This window comes from Streptomyces pluripotens, assembly GCF_000802245.2.
Lineage (GTDB): Bacteria > Actinomycetota > Actinomycetes > Streptomycetales > Streptomycetaceae > Streptomyces > Streptomyces pluripotens.
Genome location: NZ_CP021080.1, coordinates 1,658,978 through 1,679,069, shown reverse-complemented (window position 1 = coordinate 1,679,069; position 20,092 = coordinate 1,658,978). Strand labels below are relative to the sequence as shown.

Here is a 20,092-nt window from a genome sequence, read left to right as displayed (position 1 = left end):
GACAAATCAGGCAAATTTCCCACGCTTGGTTGGGGGACGGCCCGCCCCTGGCTAACCTGCCGGTATGGCCCTTGGAACCGCATCCACCAGGACCGATCGCGCGCGCACCGTGCGCGACATCCTGGCCACCGGCAAGACGACGTACTCGTTCGAGTTCTACGCGCCGAAGACCCCCACGGGTGAGCGGAACCTGTGGAACGCGCTTCGCAGGGTCGAGGCGGTGGCCCCCGACTTCGTCTCCGTCACCTACGGCGCCGGCGGCTCCACCCGTGCGACCACGGTCAAGGAAACCCAGCAGATCGTTGTCGACACCACCCTCACCCCGGTCGCTCACCTGACTGCGGTCGACCACTCCATCGCCGAACTGCGCAACATCATCGGCCAGTACGCGGACGCCGGCATCCGCAACATGCTGGCGGTGCGCGGTGATCCGCCCGGGGATCCCATGGGCGACTGGATCCCGCACCCCAAGGGCCTGACCTACGCGGCCGAACTCGTCCGGCTCATCAAGGAGTCCGGCGACTTCTGCGTGGGGGTCGCCGCGTTCCCGGAGATGCACCCGCGGTCCAGGAACTGGGACTCCGACGTCTCCCACTTCGTGGACAAGTGCCGGGCGGGCGCCGATTACGCCATCACACAGATGTTCTTCCAGGCGGAGTCGTACCTGCGGCTGCGTGACCGGGTGGTGTCCGCGGGCTGCGACACCCCGGTCATCCCGGAGGTTCTGCCGGTCACCAGCGTGAAGATGCTGGAGCGGCTGCCCAAGCTCAGCAACGCCCATGTCCCGGACGCGCTGAAAGAGCGGATCCTCACAGCGAAGGACGATCCGGCGGCGGTACGCTCCATCGGTATCGAGTTCGCCACGGAGTTCTGCGCACGGCTGCTTGCCGAGGGAGTGCCCGGACTGCACTTCATCACGCTCAACAACTCCACGGCGACGCTGGAAATCTACGAGAACCTGGGCCTGCACCACCCTCCGCAGGCCTAGACCGGTCGCACCGCGATACGACACACTGCGTAGCGGCCGCTGGGAGAGGGGCGTACATGGGCTGGACGGTCCTCTACATTGCGTTCGGCATCGTCGCACTGTGGTTGCTCGGTGAGGTGTTGCTGCAGTACAAGGCGCGCCTGCGATGGCGGCTGCTCGCGTTCGTCGGCTTCCTCGGTGTCGTACTCGGTGTGCTGATCCCGTCCGTCGTCGTCATCGGTATCGGGGCGATCGCCTTCGCGGTGGGGCAGACCTACGTCACGCTGTCGTTCCGTCGCGGCTTCGCCGCCGGCTGGGCGGTCAAGCGCCCCGGTTCCGAGTCCGGCGGCAGCAAGCGCCGCCGGGGCAAGGCGGACCGGCGCGGCCCGGCTCCGGAGGACTCCGGCTCGGGCACGACCGATCCGGAAGAGGACCACACGGCCAGCCCTGACGACCACGGTGACGACTACGCCGACAGCTACGCCGACAGCTACACCGACGGCTACGGCGATGACTACGACTACGACCGCGACGACGTCTTCACCCCGGCCCGCCCCGTCGGCCGCGCCGCCGAGACCACCGCCGTCTACGAGCCGGAGCCCCTGCCCGAGGACACCGGCAACTACGGTGTCTACGGTGACACCGCCTACGCAGCAACCGCTCAGCCGTCGGGCGACGAGCAGCAGAGCCATGCGTATGACTACTCCGGTGACTACTCCGGCTACGCCCAGCAGGGCTACGGCTACGACGACGGGGGCCGACAGCAGGGCTACGCGAACTACTCCGACCCGTACGTCGGCAGCCAGCCGTACGGTGACCCCTCGTACGGCACCGGATACGGGCAGCAGTACGGCCAGCAGGGCTACTCCCCGGACTCCTACGCCACCGGCGGCTACGGCGAAACGCCGGCCGACGGGGTGTGGATGCCCCAGCAGCGCGCCGATGAGACCTACGGCGGAGAACTCCCGCAGGAGCAGCCGTACCCGTACCAGGCGGGCGGGCAGCAGCCGCAGGGCGGCGCCGGGTACGACGAGCAGTACCGTTTCTGAAGGCCTCGGGCCGGCGGGCCCAGAGGCCTTCGAGCCGACCTCACTGGGAGCCGCGGAAGTTCGGCCCCTCCACGATCAGCCCCGCGACCAGCGCACCCGACATGCCCGCGTGCGGCAGACCTCCCCCGGGGTGGGACCACCCGCCGGCGGTGAACAGCCCCGGTATCGCCGTGGTGTTGGCCGGGTGCAGCACGCCCTCGGGTGCCGCCAGCGCCGGCGGCGGAACCGCACCACCCGCAGCGCCCGTTTCCCGCTCGGTGTCCACAGGGGTGCGGACCTCGCGCCACAGCATCCGTGCGCGCAGTCCGGGCACGGCGCGTTCAGCGGCGGTGACCATCCGGTCCGCGAAGGCGTCGGCGGCCCCTGGCGCGGCCCAGTCGTACTCGGCGGCGGACGGCACCGTCGCCGTCAGCACCATGGACTCGTGCTCCCCGTTGGGCCGCAGGGCCGGGTCGTCCGGCCGGTCGACCACGACCGTCGGCAGGTCGGGCAGCGTCCCGTGCCGGAACAGTTCCAGATCACCCCCGCCGTCGGTCGCGTGCACCACCGTGCGGTGCGCGGTGTTCGGCTCGCGCGCACCACGCAGCGCCAGGCATACGACCACCCGCCCCGGGCAGCGGTCCTCGGCCTCCGGCTCGACGGCCCCGGGCCCGTACGGCTTCCGGTCCGTCAGACCGCGCAGGCGCCAAGGGCCGGTGCCGACGACGACGTCCGCCTCCGCCACGGTTTCTCCCCCGGTACCCGCAGCCCGGGAGGCATCCCCGCCCAGTTCCACCCCGGCCGCCCGGCCGTCCTCGTCGAGAATCCGGGTGACTTCGGCACCGAAGACGAATTCCACCCGCCGCTCCCGGCACCGCTCGTAGACCGCGCGAGCCAGCTCCCGGATTCCGCCGCGCACGTACCAGGTGCCGAAGGCGTGCTCCAGGTAAGGCAGCACGGCCGCGCTCGCCGGGGCCACCTCGGGATCGACACCGTGCGCGAGGGCGTAGCCGTCCAGTAGCTCCCTCAGGCGGGGGTCCCGCAGTTCCCAGGCGCCGATCTCGTGCAGCGCGACCGCGCGCCGGGTGCGCAGCAGCCGCCTGTGCGGAACGCTCGGATACGGCTCCTTGCTGGCCAGCACCTGCCAATTGGGCCACAGCGGTTCCTCCAGCAGTGGCCTGCGGGTGCGCTCCCACGCTTCGCGGGCCCGCACCAGGAAGTCGCCCCAGCGCTCACCCGCCCTTGCTCCCAGCGCCTCGTCCAGGGCGGCTACGACCCCGGCGCGCGAGGCGTTCGGCAAGGACGCCTCGGTGCCGTCCGAGAAGACGTGCCGCGCCGCCGGGTCCACCTGGACCAGTTCGACACAGTCCTCCAGCGCCTCCTTGCCGGTCTTGACGAACAGGTCGCGGTACACGGCCGGAAGCGTCAGCAGCCCCGGACCGGTGTCGAAGCGGAACCCGTCCCGCTCGAACCGGCGCACCGCGCCGCCGTACGTCTCCGTGCGCTCGTACACCACCACCCGGTGGCCCGCAACGGCCAGCCGGGCGGCGGCTGCCATCGCGCCCATCCCGGCGCCGATCACCGCAATCCGTGCCATGCCCGCGACTCTATCGGCCGCCACCGACAGCCCGGCCGATGGGCGGTCGACCGCGCGGACCGGACCCCCAGGCACCTGCGGGCGCGTCTGAGTACGCGTACTCAGACCAGCGAATGAGTATGTGCGCGGATGAGGCGCCGGGTGCGGAGACGAGACAGTGGAGGCACGGCAAGGGGCGTGGCCCGGCACCGCCGACACGGGGCGGCGGAACGGCGCCCGCCCACCGGCCGCTCCTTCCGCCGATCCGTCGGCGGAAGCGAGACACGGGGGTCCGGGGGAAGACCGCCACGGGGGGAGGAAGGCGCCGGTCCGGTTGCGGGTCGGCGCCTTCCTCGTCGTCTGTCCGGGGCTGGCCCGGTGCGGACCTCGACGCCCCGCTCAGGCACTTCCGCTGACCCGGCCCTGGAGCAGCCGGGACAGCGCCGCGTGGACGTCGTCCAGGGAGCGCTCCGGCTGGAAGGACTTCCAGTCCAGCGCGGCCACCAGGACCATGCCGACCAGCGCGGCGGCCGTCAGCTGCACGTCGATCTCCTCACTGAACTCGCCGGCTGCCACGCCCTCGCGCAGCACCTCCTCGACCACCGCGACGGCCTCCTGCCGGACCACCATGAGCGTCGACTGCCAGGCCCGGTTGGTACGCCATAGCTCGGCCACGTACAGCTGGGTGAAGGCCGGGTACCGGTCGATGAAGACCAGACCCGCGCGGACCATCGCATCCAGCGCGTCCACCCTGCTGCCACCCGCATGGGCGGTCCCTTCGGCCGCCTCCCGGAGGGACGCGGTGAGGAGTTCCACGCCGTGCCGCAGCAGTTCCTCGAAGAGGACCGACTTGCTCGCGAAGTTGTAATAGACCGTGCCCTTGGCGACTCCGGCCCGCTCGGCGATCTCGTCCACAGTGGTCGCGGAGAAGCCCTGCTCGGCGATGAGCGTGACGGCCGCTTCGTAGAGCTTCTGCCGGGTGGCCTCGCGACGCGTGCTGCCGCCGGACCTGGCGCTGCTGCTTTCCATGGCCCTGATTGTCACAGGTACTCGCGCTTGCAGGGGCCTCTCGGGGATCACAGGCTCAGCTCCGGGTGCAGCCGGTCCAGCGTCCACACCTGCCGGCGCCGGGCCGTCAGGGCGGTCAGCGCGAGGGCTCCCACCGTGAACGCGGTGAGCACGCCGCAGGCCTGCCACACCGGACCGAGTCCGCCGCCGGTGATCAGCCGCCGCAAGGCCTCCACGATGTAGCTCATCGGCAGGAAGGGGTGGATCGCGGTGAAGAAGCCGGGGCTGGTCTCCACGGGGTACGTGCCGCCCGCCGAAGTCAGCTGGAGCATCAGCAGCGCCAGCACCAGGATCCGGCCCGCCGCGCCGAAGCGGGCGTTCAACCACTGCACGATCGCCGCGAAACAGGTGGTGACCAGGGACAGGAAGCCGATCGTGCCGGCCGCGCGCGTCATCTGCAGACCGATCGACCAGTGCAGCACAGCCATCAGGGCGGCCACCTGCAGGACTCCCACCGCGACCACCGGTAGCCAGCCCGCGAACGCGATCCGCCAGGCGGAGGAACCGGCTGCGAGGGCACGCCGGTTGAGCGGCGGGATGAGCATGTAGGCGACCATCGCGCCCACCCACAGGGACAGCGGGATGAAGTACGGGGCGAACCCGGTGCCGTAGTTCGGTGCCTCGTGCAGGTCGTGGGAGGCAAGGCGGACCGGGTCGGCCATCACGCCGGTGCGCCGGTCACGGTCCTGCTTGTCGTAGTCCGGGATCTTTTTTGCGCCGTCGTGCAGCCCACCCGCGAGTCGCCCGGAGCCGTCGGACAGCTTGTACAGGCCGCTGTTCAGGGCCTGGGCGCCCGATTCGGCCCTGCCGATGCCCTGGTCCAGCTCGACCGAACCGGTCCGGGCGGTGCCGAGCCCGGTGTGCAGCTCCTCGGCCCCGGCGGCGACCCTGTGCGCGCCGTCGTTCAGTTCGTTGATCTTCTTGACGGCGTCGTTGACGTCTTCGGCGAGGTGCGGTGCGCGCTCGGCCAGGGCCTCGGCCTGCTTCTGCAGGGCACCGAGGTTGTCCCGCATGGCCTTCAGATCGCCGTCCTGGTCCGCGATCAGCGTGTTGAGGTCGTCGGCGACGGTGGCCACCTCGGCCGCTGCTTGCTTCGCCCGCTTCAGTTCCGGGCAGAACGGGTCGGGGACGGTGGCGGTCGCGCACCGCACCCGGTAGATCTCGTCCAGGACGGCGGCGGACGTGTGGGCGGTCTCCGCGGCGCCCGGCGCTAGTTTCACCAGCACATCGAGGTTGTCCTTGACCGTCTTGGCCGAGTCGGCGACCAGCCGGGCGGTGTCCTGGATGGTCTTTGCGTCGGTCTTCAGGAACGGTCCTGCCTCGGCGTAGCCGTTGTTGACCTTGTCGGCGAGCGACTGGGTGCCGTCGGCGACCTGACGGGAACCGTCCTCCAGGTCGCCGGCACCCGAATCGAGCTTCTTCAGCCCTGCGGCGAGCTTGCCGCTGCCGCTCTTGGCGTCCTTCAGGCCGTCGGCGAGGTCCTTGGAGCCCTTCTCCGCCTTCCCGATGCCGCTGTTCAGCTTGTCAGCGCCCTGGGCTGCGGTGACGGTCTGGTCGTGGATGTCGGCGAAGGAAATGAAGATCTTGTCCAGGAAGGCGCGGGAGGACTTCGTGGACGCGGCCGAGCGCACCTCGTTGAAGACGTTCCGGGAGATCTGGCCGACGATGTAGTTGTTCGCGTCGTTGGTGCGCACCCGCAGGGCGCCGGTCTCGGGGGAGTCGCCCGAACTCGAGGCGATCCGCTGACTGAAGTCGGCGGGCATGGTCAGCGAGAGGTAGTAGGTGCCGTCCTCGATGCCCTTGCGGGCCTCTTCGTCGCTCACCTCGTGCCACTCGAAGGTCCGGCTCGTGTGCAGCCCTTCGACGATGTCGTCACCGACGGTGATCTTCTTGCCGTCCGACGTGGCGCCCTTGTCGTCGTTCACCAGGGCGACCGGGACGCGGTCCAGGCGGCCGTACGGGTCCCAGAACGACCACAGGTACAGCGCGCCGTAGAGCAGGGGAAGGACAAGCAGCGCGACCAGTGCGGCGCGCGGCAGCCTTCCACGGCCGAATCGCCTCAGCTCAAGCGCGGCCAGCCTCGGTGAGCGCATCGTCATCCTCCTTCCGGTCGTGCTGGTCGTGCTGGTCGGTTCCGTCGTCTTCGTGGCCGGTCCGGTCGTGTGCGTCGTGTTCCTGGTCGCTGCTCTCGCCCCGGTCGTTCTTCCGTTCGCCCTTGGCGTCGCTCTCGCGGGTGGCCACGGTCACGCAGTTCAAGGGAGCGGACCGGCACACGGCCATGACCGTCGTCCCCGCGCGCGTGAGGGACCGGAGCAGTTCCCAGATCTCGGTGCGCTCGGCGTCGGAGAGCTTCGTGTCGATGTCGTCCACGCCGAGCAGCCGTGGCTCGCCCAGGAGGGCCAGAGCGATGGACAGACGCAGTTCCGCTGGACGCTCCAGGTCGCGTATGGGTGTCCGGGAGCCCTTGGACAGGGAGTCGAGGTCGAGTCCGGCAGCGTCCAGGGCCGCGTCGACGCGCAGCCGTGCGTCGAGCGCACGCTGGGCCCGGGGCCGGAGCAACTCGCGCAGGGAGTCGCCGAACCGGTGCTGGAGGAGAGCCCGTTCCCGCAGGTGCTCGCCCACGGTCAGAGCGGGCTCCAGATCGGTTACACCGGCCACGTTGGCCACAGCGCCGATGCGGCGCACTGCCGCCATGTGGCGGGGAAGCCCGAGCCCGCCGACGGTGGCCGTTCCTCCGGTGGGCTTCATCCGGCCGGTGAGTGTGAGGAGCAGACACGTACGACCGGAACCGGACGGTCCCTCGATCGCGATCAGCGAACCGGGTTCCGCGTCGATACCGATGCCTCGGAAGACCCACCCTCGTGGGCCCATGAGTGCGAGGCGCTCGGCCCTGACGTCCACGCCGTCCACGAGCCCCCCTCTTCCATTTTTGAACTGACTGGTCAGTGCAAAAATACGCCCGAACCTTCGGCCGAAGCAAAAGCACAGGTCAGCAATCCAGCGCACCTTCGGTGCGGGCCGGGGCGTGGTAATCCTGTAGCGCGCTGGGGGTACTTCCGTCTGCCCTGACGGGGTCGACGTCGGTCCGGGGCGCTGGAGGGGGTCGGTCCGGCCGAAACCGAGGATCGCGTGACGCCGGTGAGCTCGCAGGTCGGCATGGCGCTCGGGGCCGGGATACCGCGCTCACCGAGGTCGCGACCGGCCGTTTCCACGAACATCACGCGTTCCCGACCCGGCTACTGCACCTGGACCCCTACGTCCCGCCGCCGCGCGATCGCGGCCCTGAACCGTTCGGCTCCCCCACCACCCTCCAGCCGGTCCAAGGCACTGCCGGATAGCGCGAAGCGACACCCGGCGGCCTTTCGGCCACCGAGCATCCAGACCTGCCCACACCTAGCCTGACCTGCTGCTCTTCACGCGCCAGAAGGGATTGTCAGTGCCATACCTCACGATGGGTACATACGGCATCCGTGCCGTCACCCAGACGACGGGAGGTTCGTCATGGCCAACCAGCACGCAGCCGCCACCCCTCGGCGCCGCGCCGCCGGCCCTGCCCCCTCACTGACCGGTCCGGCGAGCGATGTGCACCCGGTGCTCCGCCGGGGCACGGCCCCGCCCGCGGCCCTCGACCTGCTCACCCAGGCCCGTTCTGGTCTGGAGGAGGCCGCAGCTCTGGACACGTCGAACGAGCGCTACGCGACCGCGCATCTCGCCGCCCTGCGCGCCGCTGCCGCCGTGCTGGCCGCCCGCGGCCGCCCCGAATCCTCTCCGCGCCGCCGGGCCCGGATCCGCAGCGCCTGGGAAGTGCTTCCTGAAGTCGCTCCCGAGCTGATCGAGTGGAGTGCGTTGTTCGCCTCCGGTGCCGCCCGCCGTGCCCGCGCCGAAGCCGGAATCCAGGGGGCGGCCAGCCGGAGGGACGCCGACGACCTCATACGCGACGTGGCGATGTTCATCCGGCTGGTGGAGCGGATGCTGTTCCTCCAGCCGGTGCTGCCCCAACCGCGGCAGGACGCCGCAGGGTCGGACGGGCCCGGAACGCCAGGGACGCTGAGGACGCCGAGAACACCGGGGGTGCCGAGAACACCGAGCGATCTTCCGGACGCGGGCTGACCACCAGTTCGTCCGCGGTGCGAGACGGCCCCGGTCGGACACCGTCGCGTGACGGGTTATGGCACCGGAGGCAATAGGGTGGAGTGGCCTGAAGCCGTCCAGCCTTGCCGAGGAGTCAACTACCGTGTCGGACCCGATGCGCCCCCGCGCCTCTCTCCGTACCGCCGTGGTCTGGGAGGTCCTGCAGGACGCCCTCGACCGCCGGGTCAAGGCCACGGGACGGGACTCGCTGGACGTTCTCGACACCGGTGGCGGCAGCGGCAAGTTCGCCGTGCCCGTCGCTCGTCTCGGTCACCGGGTCACCGTTGTCGACCCCAGCCCGAACGCCCTGTTCGCGCTGGAGCGCCGCGCCGCCGAGGCCGGTGTCGCCGACCGGGTCAGGGGCGTCCAGGGTGACGTGCACGGCCTGTTCGACGTGGTCGAACGCGGCGGCTACGACGCGGTGCTGTGCCATGGCGTGCTGGAGTACGTGGACGACCCGGCTGAGGGAGTCCGCAACGCGGTCGCCGCGCTGCGCTCCGAGGGCGTCCTCAGTGTGCTCGCCGCCGGCCTCGGTGGCGCCGTGCTCGCCCGTGCCCTCGCCGGCCACTTCACCGAGGCCCAGCGGGCGCTCCAGGACCCCCAGGGACGCTGGGGTGCCGGTGACCCGGTGCCGCGCCGTTTCACCGCCGAGCAACTCACCGCGCTGGTCGAGGGTGTGGGCCTGAAGGTCGGAGCGGTGCACGGTGTGCGCGTCTTCGCCGACCTCGTGCCCGGCGTCCTGGTAGACACCGAGCCGGGCGCCCTCGATGCGCTGCTCAAGCTGGAGGCGGCGGCGGCCGAGTTGCCCGCGTTCCACTCCGTCGCCACCCAGTTGCACGTGCTCGGTGAGACTCCTGGTGCCGCCGGGGCCTGAGCCCACTGCCCGACCCGCTACTGATCAGGGCCTTGGCGGCGGATGGAGTACGCCACAAGACCCCCGATCGAGGGGTTTGCGCCGTATGATCGAGGTACATCACCCGGCATGACGGGCCGGCCACAGGGGAATGGAAGCCTCAGTGGGCCAGACGGTCATGAAGGGTCCCGGCTGGCCGATTGGCGTAGAGGGGCGGGTTTCACGGGGGCACTTCCCTGCCTATCCTGAAGGGACCCCCCGGGTCGCCCCGGCGACTGCACGATGAGGAGGACTCCGTGCCGCTCTCGGAGCACGAGCAGCGCATGCTCGAGCAGATGGAGCGAGCGCTGTACGCCGAAGATCCCAAGTTCGCGTCGGCGCTTGAGGGAAGCGGGCTGCGCACGTACACCCGGCGGCGGGTCTACCAGGCGGTCGCAGGCTTCCTCGTAGGTATCGCCCTCCTCATGGCCGGAGTGGTCGCACAGCTGATCTTGGTCAGTGTGGTGGGTTTCCTCGTCATGCTGGGCTGTGCCGTACTTGCCGTCACCGGCTGGCGCAAGGCCCCCAAACCGGGTGAGCAGCCCGCAGGCCCCGCACGCCGCCAGGCACGGCCCAAACGCTCCATGATGGACCGCATCGAGCAGCGCTGGCAGCGCCGCCGCGACGAACAGGGCCATTAGCCGTCCGCTTCCACAGATGGCCTGGACGGCTCTCACCCGCCCGGGCAACCAGGACCCCGGAAGACCACGTGTGAGGGGCGACCACCCGAGGGTGGTCGCCCCTCACACGTGGTCTCAGCCCTCCTGCTGCGATGGCCGGCGCCGTGCCGGTCGGGCTGCTGCGACCCAGCCTCGCAGTGACGACCATCGGCCTGACGCCGCCCACAGCACCCGCACGGCCGAGCGGGGCAGAAGCACCGCCCGCAGGCGTGTCCTGGTGCTCACCGCGCCACGCAGCGCCCCGGTCACCCGGCGCACGTCCGCCGCCGCACCCGCCGCCGGACGCGGCCGAGGCGCGTAGAGCACCTGCTCCACCGCGTCCGCCACCCGGTGCGCCGCTGCCCCGGCAGCCGGGTCGAGGCGCCCGAGCCGGACGATCCGGGCGGCCGCCTTGCGCGGCGTCAGTGACTCGTCCTGCGGGATGCCGTGGTCCCACGCGCTGTCCGTCAGCTCCTGCCAGACGGCCAGGGTGTGCGCCCTCGCACCTTCCTCGGTACGGGCATGAGCGCCCAACCGCAACGAACGTATGCGCACCCGCCACAACAGCGGCGACAGCGGAACGCCCAGCAGCGTCAGTGCGACCAGCCCCGCCAGTGCGTACCACCACGGGCCCGGTCCGCCGTTGTCGGAGCTCGGGGCCGCTGCGGCCGAGGGGCTGTCGCAGACCATCAGCTTGCGCAGCCGAGGGGTGCAGCCGTTACCCGGCGAGACCGGGGCCGAGGAGGCTGATGCCTCGTTCTTGGGGGGCAACACCTCGTCGGGCAAGGAGGAGCCGCCGGGAGCATCCGACTGGGTGTACGACGGTGTGGTGCCGCGGGTGGGAGTCGGCTCGAAGCGGGTCCAGCCCACGCCCTGGAAGTACAACTCGGGCCAGGCATGGGCGTCCCTCTGATTCACCGCGATCGTGCCGTCGGCCTGTGGGGTACCCGGCGCGAAACCCACTGCCACCCGGGCCGGAATGCCCAGAGTGCGGGCCATTGCCGCCATCGCGAAGGAGAAGTGGACGCAGAAGCCCTGCTTCTTCTTCAGGAAGTTGGCGATCGCGCCGGGCCCGCGGCCGACCTGCACCCGGGTGTCGTACTGGAAACCGCCGTTGACGGCGAAGTAGTCCTGGAGCCTGACCGCCTCCTCGTAGTGGCTGGTCGCCCCCGCGGTGACCTCCTTGGCCGTCCGGGCCACCACTTTCGGGAGTGCGGAGGGCACCTTGGTGTACTCGCGTCGGAGGGCCGCCGGTGGCCGCGGCGCGGAGGCCAACTGCTCGGCTGTCGGCTGCACCTCCAAGCTGGTCACCTGGTAGGTCTCGCCGCGGGTGTTCTGGCCGTGGTCACCGACGAGCGTCATACCCACGGGCTCGTACCGCCAGCGACCGCTGACCTTCACACCGCTCGGCGGGTACGGCATGGGCAGCCAGTCCTGGGCGTACCAGTCCGCCGCCGTGATCGTCGTCCTCACCGTGCTGCGTTTGACATCTGGAGCCAGGCCGACGGGCGTGGGAAACAGATGAGGCACGGCCACGATGTGCCGCCGGGCCGGTTTCCAGGTGGTGCCGTCGAAGTCGTCCAGGGAGACGATCCGCAGGTAGAGGTCCGAGGTGTCGCTGGCGCTGGTTCTCAGGGACAGCACCTGGCGGTCGTCGTCCGTGTTGAGGCTGTCGCGCAGCGACACCAACGGGTTGACCGCCGAGATCGTGCCGCCGTGCCTGTTGCCCGCGCCGACGCCGGCACCGGCGGCGTCCAGCAGCCCGCCCTGCATCGCGGGCAGGGCGAGCGGTACCACCAGGGCCACCCCGAGGGCGACCGCGCCGATCCGGCGTCCGGTGCGCACCGGGGTCGCGGCGCTCGGCTCCGGGGAACCGGGGGAACGGGGTGCGCCGCCGAAGACCCGGCCCCACTGGGCGAGCCGGTCCCGGCCCTCCGCGAGCAGCAGCATCAGGTAGCCGGCCGCCGCCACCAGGAACCACAGCCAGTCGGCCGCGCCGTCGGACAGCCCGGCGGCCACGGAGTACAACGCGAGCAGCGGGAGCCCGGCGGGGGCAGCACTGCGGAAGGTCACCGCCAAGGTGTCCACCAGCAGGCCGACCAACAGGACACCGCCGATCAGCATCAGCCTGATGCCGTCGGTGAGCGGCGCCGGTATGGCGTACTTGCTGACGTCTTCGGAGCCCTGCTGGAGGAGATCGGCGAGGTGCCGCAGGGAGTCCGGGCCGGGGACCAGCCCGATGACCGCCTGTTGCCGGGCGAAGACCAGGGTCAGCAGCATCACGGTGACCAACGCCTGCGCCCCCATGGTCAGCGGTCGGCCCAGTGGAACCCGCCGGGCCGCCGCTCCCACCCCGCTCTGCACGGCTACCAGGGGGACCAGTTCCAGCAGCCAGGTCGGTTCGGCCACCAGAGGCAGCAGCGCGCACGAGGCCATCAGCGTGGCCGCGCCGGCGCACAGGGTCAGCCGTGCCCGCCCGCTCATCCCCGCGCCTCCCCGCTCACCGCGGCCAGTCCCGAGCGTTCCCGGTCCGCCTGCCGCCACAGTTCGTCCAGCCGGGCGCCACGAGGCACGCTCAGCGCCGTCCAGCCCGCCTCGCGCAGCATGCGCAGCCGCTGCGGGTGCGAGTCGTCCGGCCGTGGCACGTCGCTCGCCTCCCGCAACCACGTGTCCGGGTCGAGTACGAAGGCGACGGCACCGCCGCTGCGCCGGCTCATCCTGGCGGCCGTCGCGGCCTGCTCCTCATCCAGATCGCCGAGGAACGCGATCAGTAGCCCTTCGTTGCCACCGCGCAGTGCGTCGTACGCCCGGGACAGGCCCGTGCCGTCGGAGTGGTCGATCACCGCGAGGGTGTCCATCATCAGCCCCGCCGCGTCCGCGGCCTCCTGCCCGGTGCCCCCGTATCCGTCGGCCCCCTCGCCGGGAACCGTGCTGCCGCTGTCGGTCAGCAACTGCACGCAGAAGCCGCGTTCGAGCATGTGCACCAGCACCGAGGCGGCGCCGGAGACGGCCCACTCGAAGGCCGAGTCGGGGCCCGCGCCCTCGTAGGCGCCTCCCCTGGTGTCCAGCAGCACGGTGCAGCGGGAGCGCCGGGGCTGTTCCTCGCGGCGGACCATCAGCTCGCCGTAGCGCGCGGTGGAGCGCCAGTGCACCCGGCGCAGGTCGTCGCCGTGGCGGTAGCCGCGCGGGATCACGTCGTCCTCGCCCGCCAGGGCGAGTGAGCGCTGCAGTCCGTCGCCGTAGCCCCTGGCCTCGCCGCCGAACCGGACCGGTGTCAGCGGCTCCACCCGCGGTATGACGGTGAGGGTGTCGTGGGCGGAGAACGAGCGGGTCAGCTCGCACATGCCGAAAGGGTCCGTGAGACGTAGTTGCAGGGGGCCTAGCGGATAGCGGCCGCGCAGGTCCGAGCGGACCCGGTAGGACACCTCACGGCGGCCGGCCGGCTCCACCCGGTCCAGCACGAACCGGGGCCTGGGACCGAGGACGTAGGGCACCCGGTCCTGGAGCATCAGCAGACCGGTGGGCAGCCGGGAGACGTTGTCGACGCACAGGTGCACCCGGGCTTCGCTGCAGGCAGGTACGCGCGCGGGGGAGAGCCCGCGGCTGCCGGCCACCCGGTGGCGGGTGCGGTACAGCACGACCGCGCAGGTCACGGGCAGGGTCGCCAGCAGCAGGCCGACCCGCAGCAGATCGCTCTGACCGAGTACGTACGCGCACAGCGCGGCGGCGATCCCGGCCGCCAGGAAGGAACGGCCGCGCGTCGTGAGCCCCGCCAGGGTGGTACGGACACCGCCCGTCTCGCCGTGGGCGGCCTCCGCCTGCCCGGTCCCCCCGGCGCTCATCACAGACCCCGCGGGGGCCGCTGGGGATACGCAGGGATGTTCCGGTCCAGGCCGCCGAAGCCGCTGTGCCGTCCTGGTGTCGAGGGCACCGGGGTGCGCTGCAGGATCTCCTGTACCACCTGCTCGGCCGTACGGCCGTTGAGCTGGGCCTGGGTAGTGGGCAGCAGGCGGTGGGCGAGGACGGCGACGGCGAGTGCCTGGACATCGTCCGGGAGCGCGAACTCCCGGCCGCCGAGGGCCGCGGACGCCTTCGACGCGCGCAGCAGGTGCAAGGCCGCGCGTGGTGAGGCACCGAGTCTGAGGTCGGGGTGGGTACGCGTGGCGGCGACCAGTTCCACCGCGTACCGTCGGACCGCCTCGGAGACGTGCACCTCCCGCACTGCCTCGACCAGCTTCACGATCTCGTGCGCATGGGCCGCCGGCTGTAGGTCTTCCAGCGGACTGATGCCACCGTGGACGTCGAGCATCTGGACCTCGGCCTCGATGCTCGGATAGCCGACGGAGACACGGGCCATGAAGCGGTCGCGCTGGGCCTCGGGCAGCGGGTAGGTGCCCTCCATCTCGACCGGGTTCTGCGTGGCCACCACCATGAACGGGCTCGGCAGTTCGTGCGTCTGACCGTCGATCGTGACCTGCCGCTCCTCCATGGACTCCAGCAGTGCGGACTGGGTCTTGGGCGAGGCGCGGTTGATCTCGTCACCGATCACGATCTGCGCGAAGATGGCTCCCGGTTTGAAATCGAAGTCCCGGCGCTGCTGGTCCCAGATGGACACGCCGGTGATGTCCGAGGGCAGCAGGTCCGGCGTGAACTGGATGCGCCGCACCGAGCAGTCGATGGACCGCGCCAGTGCCTTGGCCAGCATCGTCTTGCCGACTCCGGGGACGTCCTCGATCAGCAGGTGCCCCTCGGCGAGCAACACGGTCAGTGCGAGCCGTACGACCTCGGGCTTGCCCTCGATCACGCCCTCCACCGAACTGCGCACCCGCTCCACCGTGGCAGTCAGATCAGTGAGGCTCGCTCGATCGTCAAAGGTCGTCACCCGGCCCTCCTCGGCCCGTTCTCTCCGGGCCGACGCTCTGTGACGCGAAACCGGCCCACCCCGAAACACGGACATCACGCGGAAACAGTTCCCCGTGATGCCACCCCCGCATTCTTGCTGCCGTTACCGATTCGTGTCACTCGCCTGTGGATAACCGCCCGCACAATGTCGGTCTTGTGTCTTTTCCGACCGTACTTTCGATGGGGGAAGGGTGGGGCCGGCCCGGGGTGGCAGGTCGGTGCGCCCGGTCAGGACGGGTCGATCTCGCGCAGCAGACCGGTACGCACGTCGAAGACGAAGCCGCGTACGTTGTCGGTGTGCAGCAGGAACGGCGAGGTGCGTACGCGCTGCATCGACTGCCGCACATCTTGGTCGACGTCACGGAAGGACTCCACCGCCCACGCCGGGCGCTGGCCGACCTCCATCTCCAGCTCGGTGCGGAAGTCCTCGGTGAGGGCCTCCAGGCCGCAGTTGGTGTGGTGGATCAGAACGATGCTGCGGGTGCCGAGCTTGTGCTGGCTGATGGTCAGGGAGCGGATGACGTCGTCGGTGACGACACCGCCCGCGTTGCGGATGGTGTGGCAGTCGCCGAGTTCCAGACCCAGCGCGGCGTGCAGGTCGAGCCGGGCGTCCATACAGGCGACGACGGCTACGTGCAGGACAGGCCGGGCGTCCATTCCGGGATCGGTGAAGGCCTCGGCGTACCGCCGGTTGGCCTCGACGAGGCGTTCGGTCACGGCACCCCGAGCGGTTATGGCGCCTTCGGATCCAGTGGGTACTGCTGCGGAAGTCGTCATACCGAAGACGTTACTGGTCACGAGGCGTTCCGGCCTGCTGTGAGAAGGGACAAAGAACGTCATCGTGGCTTGTTGTGAGCTAACCCACACGGAGGGCAAACCTCCGCTGGGCGGGTGAATTCGTTCGAAATGCGGTTCCGATCGTGCAGCGGTAGGCGACGCGCAGGCCGGTTGATTGACCGCGAGACAGGGTGGACTAAAGTGACGCGAAGCGGGAGGCACGACTCTCCCTGCTGGTGAATTCCCGGAGACTCCGGCTCCGTCCGGACCCGTCTCCCCACGTGCGCGGCGCGTACGTACGGCTCGGCCTCCTCCCACTCCCGGCCGGCCGACGCTTCCGGCGCCGGCAGGTCTCTTCTCACGAGCTGGCGAGGATCCGGCGGTGCGTGCGGCCCGTGCCGGAACCTGAGAGGCCTCCTTGAGCCAGAGTCGACACGTCCCGGTGATGCTCCAGCGGTGTTTGGACCTGCTGGCGCCCGCACTGGAGCGCCCCGGGGCGGTGGTGGTCGACTGCACCCTCGGTCTGGGTGGCCACAGCGAGGCGTTGCTGACCCGATTTCCCGAAGCGCGGCTGATCGGCCTCGACCGGGACAAGGAGGCGCTGCGCCTGTCCGGCGAGCGGTTGGCGCCGTACCAGGAGCGCGTGACCCTCGTGCACGCCGTCTACGACGAGCTGCCCGAGGTGCTGCACAGACTCGGTACCGGACGCGTACAGGGCGTCCTGTTCGACCTCGGTGTCTCCTCTATGCAACTCGACGAGGCCGACCGGGGCTTCGCCTACGCCCAGGATGCGCCCCTGGACATGCGCATGGACCAGACGGCCGGCATGAGCGCGGCCGAGGTCCTCAACACCTACCCGGCCGGCGAACTCGTCCGCATCCTGCGCGCGTACGGAGAGGAGAAGCAGGCCAAGCGGATCGTCTCCGCGATTGTTCGCGAGCGCGAGAAGGAGCCGTTCACTCACAGCGCCCGACTCGTGGAACTGATTCGCGACGCGCTGCCCCAGGCTGCCAAGCGCACCGGCGGCAACCCGGCCAAACGCACTTTCCAGGCGCTGCGCATCGAGGTCAACGGCGAGCTGTCCGTCCTGGAACGGGCGATCCCGGCCGCTGTGAAAGCCCTCGACGTCGGTGGGCGCATTGCCGTGCTGTCGTACCACTCACTTGAAGACCGCCTGGTCAAGCAGGTGTTCGCGGCCGGAGCCGCGTCCACTGCGCCGCCTGGGCTACCGGTCGTTCCCGAGCGTTACCAGCCGCGGCTCAAGCTGCTCACCCGCGGTGCCGAACTTCCCACCGAGGAAGAGATCGCCGAGAACCGCCGGGCCGCACCGGCCCGGTTGCGGGGCGCCGAGCGCATCAGGGAGGACGCCGAGTGAGCGAAGCTGGTCGGTTGGATTTCCGGACCCGCTGGAGGGGAACCGGAAGCTACCGGAAGCCGCCGGAGGGCCCGTGAGCAGGAAACCCGAACCGAGGGGCAGGAAACCCGAACCGAGCAGGAAACCCGAACCGAGCAGGAAACCCGAACCGAGGGGCAGGGCCGTCCGGCTGGCCCGGCTCCTCCCGGTCGGCCGGGCCCGGGCGGCCCGTACCCCGTTTGTCCTCCTCGTCGTGCTGCTCCTCGGCGGTGGCCTGATCGGGCTGCTGGTACTGAACTCCGCTCTCAGCGAGGGCTCGTTCGAACTCGCCGACCTGCAGAAGCGCACGAAGAACCTCACCGACGAGGAACAGGCGCTGCAGCGGGCCATCGACGCCTACTCGTCTCCCGATGCCCTCCACCGCCGCGCCCGTGAGCTCGGCATGGTCCCCGGCGGCGACCCGGCTTTCCTCAGCCCCGATGGCAAGGTCGAAGGCGTTGCCGCCGCCGCCACCCCCGAGCCCGCCGCCCTCACCGACCCGATCGCCCCCGAGACCATGGCCCCGGCCGCCGGCGTCTTTGGGGCTCCCGCGCCCACCGCCACCCTCTCCGCTACCCCGACCCCCACGGTGGCGCCCGCCACCCCGTCGGCCCCGCCCCGGGAGAGCCTTTCGGCCCCGGTGACGGCGCCGGCCGTGTCGTCCGCAGCCTTTCAGCCCGCCCCGACCTCGACCCCCGGCAGGTGACGGAAGTGTCCGACAGGGAACCGCCGCGCCGTCGTGTCCCCGGACCCGCCAGGCCCCCCCGGCCGCGGGGGGCCGTCCGGCGGCAGCCCGGGCCCGGTGCCCGTCCGGCCCGCCGCCCGAGCGGGGCGCGGCCCCCGGCCCAGCGCCCCCTCCGGCTGGGCAGCCCCCGGCCCCGGCTGCGCACGGTCGGCCTCGCCCTGACCCTCGTGCTGTTGGTCTTCGTCGTGCGGCTGCTCCAGGTCCAGGCCGTGGACGCGAGTGCCTACGCGGCGCGAGCCGAGCAGCACCGCTACGTGGTGCACACACTGACCGCCGAACGCGGCGACATCACCGACCGCAACGGTGTGGCCCTCGCCGTCAGCGAGGACGCGTACGACATCACGGCCGACCCCACCATGTTCAACGCCAAGCAGCTCAAGATCCACGACGGCCCCGAGCGGGCAGCGGCACTGCTCGCGCCGATCCTCGGCCAAGACCAGGCCGTGATCGTCAAGAAGCTCAGGCCCAAGAACAAGCTGTCGCGCTACGCCAAGCTGGCCTCGCGCCGGACCCCGCAGGTCTGGAAGCAGATCAAGGACCTGAAGACGGCGCTTGCCAAGAAAGCGGAGACCGACCACACCGCCGTCAATGTCCTCGCCGGCGTCCTGGCCGAGCCCAGCAGCAAGCGCGTGTACCCGAACGGTGACCTCGCCGCTGGGATACTGGGCTGGGTCAATGCCGCGGGCAGGGGCGGCGGCGGTATCGAACAGGAACTGAACAAGCAGCTCACCGGCAAGGACGGTCAGATCCGCTACGCCCAGTCCGGCGGCCGTGAGGTGCCGACGGCGGGCTCCACGGAGACACCCGCCGTGCCCGGCACCGACATCGCGCTCACCATCGACCGCGACATCCAGTGGGCTGCACAGAACGCGATCACCGAGCAGGTGAAGAAGTCCAAGGCGGACCGCGGTTACGTCGTCGTCCAGGACACCCGCTCCGGCCAGATCCTGGCCATCGCCAACTCGCCCGGCTTCGACCCGAACGACCTGTCGAAGGCGAACCCGGCGACCATGGGCAACGCGGCCCTCCAGGACGCCTACGAGCCCGGTTCCACGGCCAAGGTGATGTCCATGGCGGCCGTGCTGGAGCAGAAGGCGGCCACGCCGCTCACCCACGTCGTCGTACCCAACCGGCTGCACCGAGGCGACCGGCTCTTCCAGGACGACATCGACCACGCCACCTGGCACCTCACCCTCAACGGCGTGCTCGCCAAGTCCAGCAACATCGGCACGATCCTGGCCACCGGCCAGCTCGGCAAGACCCAACCCGAGGCCAACAAGGTCCTTTACTCGTACCTGCGCAAGTTCGGCATCGGCAGCTACACCGGGCTCGGATTCCCGGGCGAGACCCGGGGCATCCTCGCGCCATCCGGGAAGTGGTCCACCTCGCAGCAGTACACGATCCCTTTCGGCCAGGGCTTCTCCATCAACGCGGTCCAGGCGGCCTCCGTGTACTCGACCATCGCCAACGGCGGTGTCCGCGTCGCGCCGACCCTGGTGCGCGGCACCAAGGGCGCCGACGGCCGCTTCACCCCCGCTCCCAAGCCAAAGGCGACAAGGGTCGTCAGTGAGAAGACCGCCAAGGCCCTGGCCCAGATGCTGGAGTCCGTCGTGGACGACGAACAGGGCACCGGAGGCAAAGCCCGCATCCCGGGATACCGAGTCGCGGGCAAGACCGGCACGGCCAACCGCGTGGATCCGGCCACCGGCAGATACCACGGATACACCTCCTCGTTCGCCGGTTTCGCCCCGGCGGACAAGCCCCGCATCACCGTCTACTGCGCCATCCAGAACGCCACCTCCGGCAGCTACTTCGGCGGTCAGATCTGCGGCCCCATCTTCAAGCAGGTGATGGAGTTCGCCCTGAAGACCCTCCAGGTTCCGCCGACCGGTGCACCGCCCGCCAACCTGCCCGTGACCTACAAGCCCTGATCAGCACATCGGAAAGACCAGGA

General features: G+C 70.6%; 16 protein-coding genes. 8 read left to right on the top strand and 8 right to left on the bottom strand.

Features of this window, described 5'->3' with window-relative positions; translation table 11 throughout:
- Positions 1-64 precede the first annotated feature (64 nt).
- Positions 65-988: a methylenetetrahydrofolate reductase [NAD(P)H] gene (gene metF / locus LK06_RS07405; RefSeq protein ID WP_052270196.1), complete on the top strand. Its 924-nt coding sequence runs from the start codon at positions 65-67 to the stop codon at positions 986-988.
- Positions 989-1,044: 56 nt separating this feature from the next.
- The gene (locus LK06_RS07400; protein WP_043434295.1) at positions 1,045-2,016 is read left to right on the top strand and encodes an SCO2102 family sporulation regulator; all 972 of its coding nucleotides are present in this window, start codon (positions 1,045-1,047) and stop codon (positions 2,014-2,016) included.
- A 40-nt stretch (positions 2,017-2,056) separates the two neighbouring features.
- On the opposite strand, the gene LK06_RS07395 is transcribed toward LK06_RS07400, so the two are convergent.
- The 4 genes from LK06_RS07395 to LK06_RS07380 all read right to left on the bottom strand — a co-directional run bounded on the left by LK06_RS07395 (position 2,057) and on the right by LK06_RS07380 (position 7,549).
- The gene (locus LK06_RS07395) at positions 2,057-3,592 is read right to left on the bottom strand and encodes a phytoene desaturase family protein (protein WP_167747939.1); all 1,536 of its coding nucleotides are present in this window, start codon (positions 3,590-3,592) and stop codon (positions 2,057-2,059) included.
- A gap of 378 nt (positions 3,593-3,970) precedes the next feature.
- Complete coding sequence (locus LK06_RS07390) at positions 3,971-4,600, bottom strand: TetR/AcrR family transcriptional regulator (protein ID WP_039655860.1); 630 nt, start codon at positions 4,598-4,600, stop codon at positions 3,971-3,973.
- Between the two features lie 47 nt (positions 4,601-4,647).
- On the bottom strand, positions 4,648-6,732 hold the full coding sequence (locus tag LK06_RS07385; RefSeq protein ID WP_039655861.1) for a YhgE/Pip domain-containing protein: 2,085 nt from the start codon (positions 6,730-6,732) through the stop codon (positions 4,648-4,650).
- On the bottom strand, positions 6,704-7,549 hold the full coding sequence (locus tag LK06_RS07380; protein WP_039655863.1) for an ATP-binding cassette domain-containing protein: 846 nt from the start codon (positions 7,547-7,549) through the stop codon (positions 6,704-6,706). The genes LK06_RS07385 and LK06_RS07380 overlap by 29 nt, the downstream gene beginning before the upstream one ends.
- 591 nt (positions 7,550-8,140) lie before the next feature.
- Between LK06_RS07380 and LK06_RS07375 the strand changes: the two genes are divergently transcribed.
- The 3 genes from LK06_RS07375 (at position 8,141) to LK06_RS07365 (ending at position 10,303) form a co-directional block, all read left to right on the top strand.
- Positions 8,141-8,749, top strand: a complete 609-nt coding sequence (locus LK06_RS07375; protein ID WP_043406895.1) for an SAV_6107 family HEPN domain-containing protein — start codon at positions 8,141-8,143, stop codon at positions 8,747-8,749.
- A gap of 124 nt (positions 8,750-8,873) precedes the next feature.
- A complete protein-coding gene (locus tag LK06_RS07370) occupies positions 8,874-9,644 on the top strand; it encodes a methyltransferase (protein WP_039655867.1) in 771 nt (256 codons plus the stop codon).
- A gap of 275 nt (positions 9,645-9,919) precedes the next feature.
- Positions 9,920-10,303 carry a DUF3040 domain-containing protein gene (locus LK06_RS07365; RefSeq protein WP_039655869.1) on the top strand — a complete coding sequence of 128 codons (384 nt, stop codon included), beginning with the start codon at positions 9,920-9,922 and terminating at the stop codon, positions 10,301-10,303.
- A 114-nt stretch (positions 10,304-10,417) separates the two neighbouring features.
- On the opposite strand, the gene LK06_RS07360 is transcribed toward LK06_RS07365, so the two are convergent.
- The 4 genes from LK06_RS07360 to LK06_RS07345 all read right to left on the bottom strand — a co-directional run bounded on the left by LK06_RS07360 (position 10,418) and on the right by LK06_RS07345 (position 16,063).
- Entirely contained in the window at positions 10,418-12,805 is a 2,388-nt protein-coding gene (locus LK06_RS07360; RefSeq protein ID WP_043434301.1) for a transglutaminase TgpA family protein, read from the bottom strand.
- Complete coding sequence (locus LK06_RS07355; protein WP_043434303.1) at positions 12,802-14,163, bottom strand: DUF58 domain-containing protein; 1,362 nt, start codon at positions 14,161-14,163, stop codon at positions 12,802-12,804. Before LK06_RS07355 ends, LK06_RS07360 begins: the two co-directional genes overlap by 4 nt.
- Positions 14,163-15,203, bottom strand: coding sequence for an AAA family ATPase (locus tag LK06_RS07350; protein ID WP_039655872.1), 1,041 nt, complete (start codon positions 15,201-15,203; stop codon positions 14,163-14,165). Before LK06_RS07350 ends, LK06_RS07355 begins: the two co-directional genes overlap by 1 nt.
- A 248-nt stretch (positions 15,204-15,451) precedes the next feature.
- Positions 15,452-16,063, bottom strand: a complete 612-nt coding sequence (locus tag LK06_RS07345) for a beta-class carbonic anhydrase (protein WP_078858961.1) — start codon at positions 16,061-16,063, stop codon at positions 15,452-15,454.
- Between the two features lie 355 nt (positions 16,064-16,418).
- On the opposite strand from LK06_RS07345, the gene rsmH reads away from it, so the two are divergent.
- The 3 genes from rsmH to LK06_RS07330 all read left to right on the top strand — a co-directional run bounded on the left by rsmH (position 16,419) and on the right by LK06_RS07330 (position 20,069).
- Positions 16,419-17,375: a 16S rRNA (cytosine(1402)-N(4))-methyltransferase RsmH gene (gene rsmH, locus LK06_RS07340; protein WP_071659110.1), complete on the top strand. Its 957-nt coding sequence runs from the start codon at positions 16,419-16,421 to the stop codon at positions 17,373-17,375.
- A gap of 73 nt (positions 17,376-17,448) precedes the next feature.
- Positions 17,449-18,099, top strand: a complete 651-nt coding sequence (ftsL, locus tag LK06_RS07335; RefSeq protein WP_052318987.1) for a cell division protein FtsL — start codon at positions 17,449-17,451, stop codon at positions 18,097-18,099.
- Between the two features lie 5 nt (positions 18,100-18,104).
- Positions 18,105-20,069 carry a peptidoglycan D,D-transpeptidase FtsI family protein gene (locus LK06_RS07330; RefSeq protein WP_280523313.1) on the top strand — a complete coding sequence of 655 codons (1,965 nt, stop codon included), beginning with the start codon at positions 18,105-18,107 and terminating at the stop codon, positions 20,067-20,069.
- Positions 20,070-20,092: the final 23 nt, after the last annotated feature.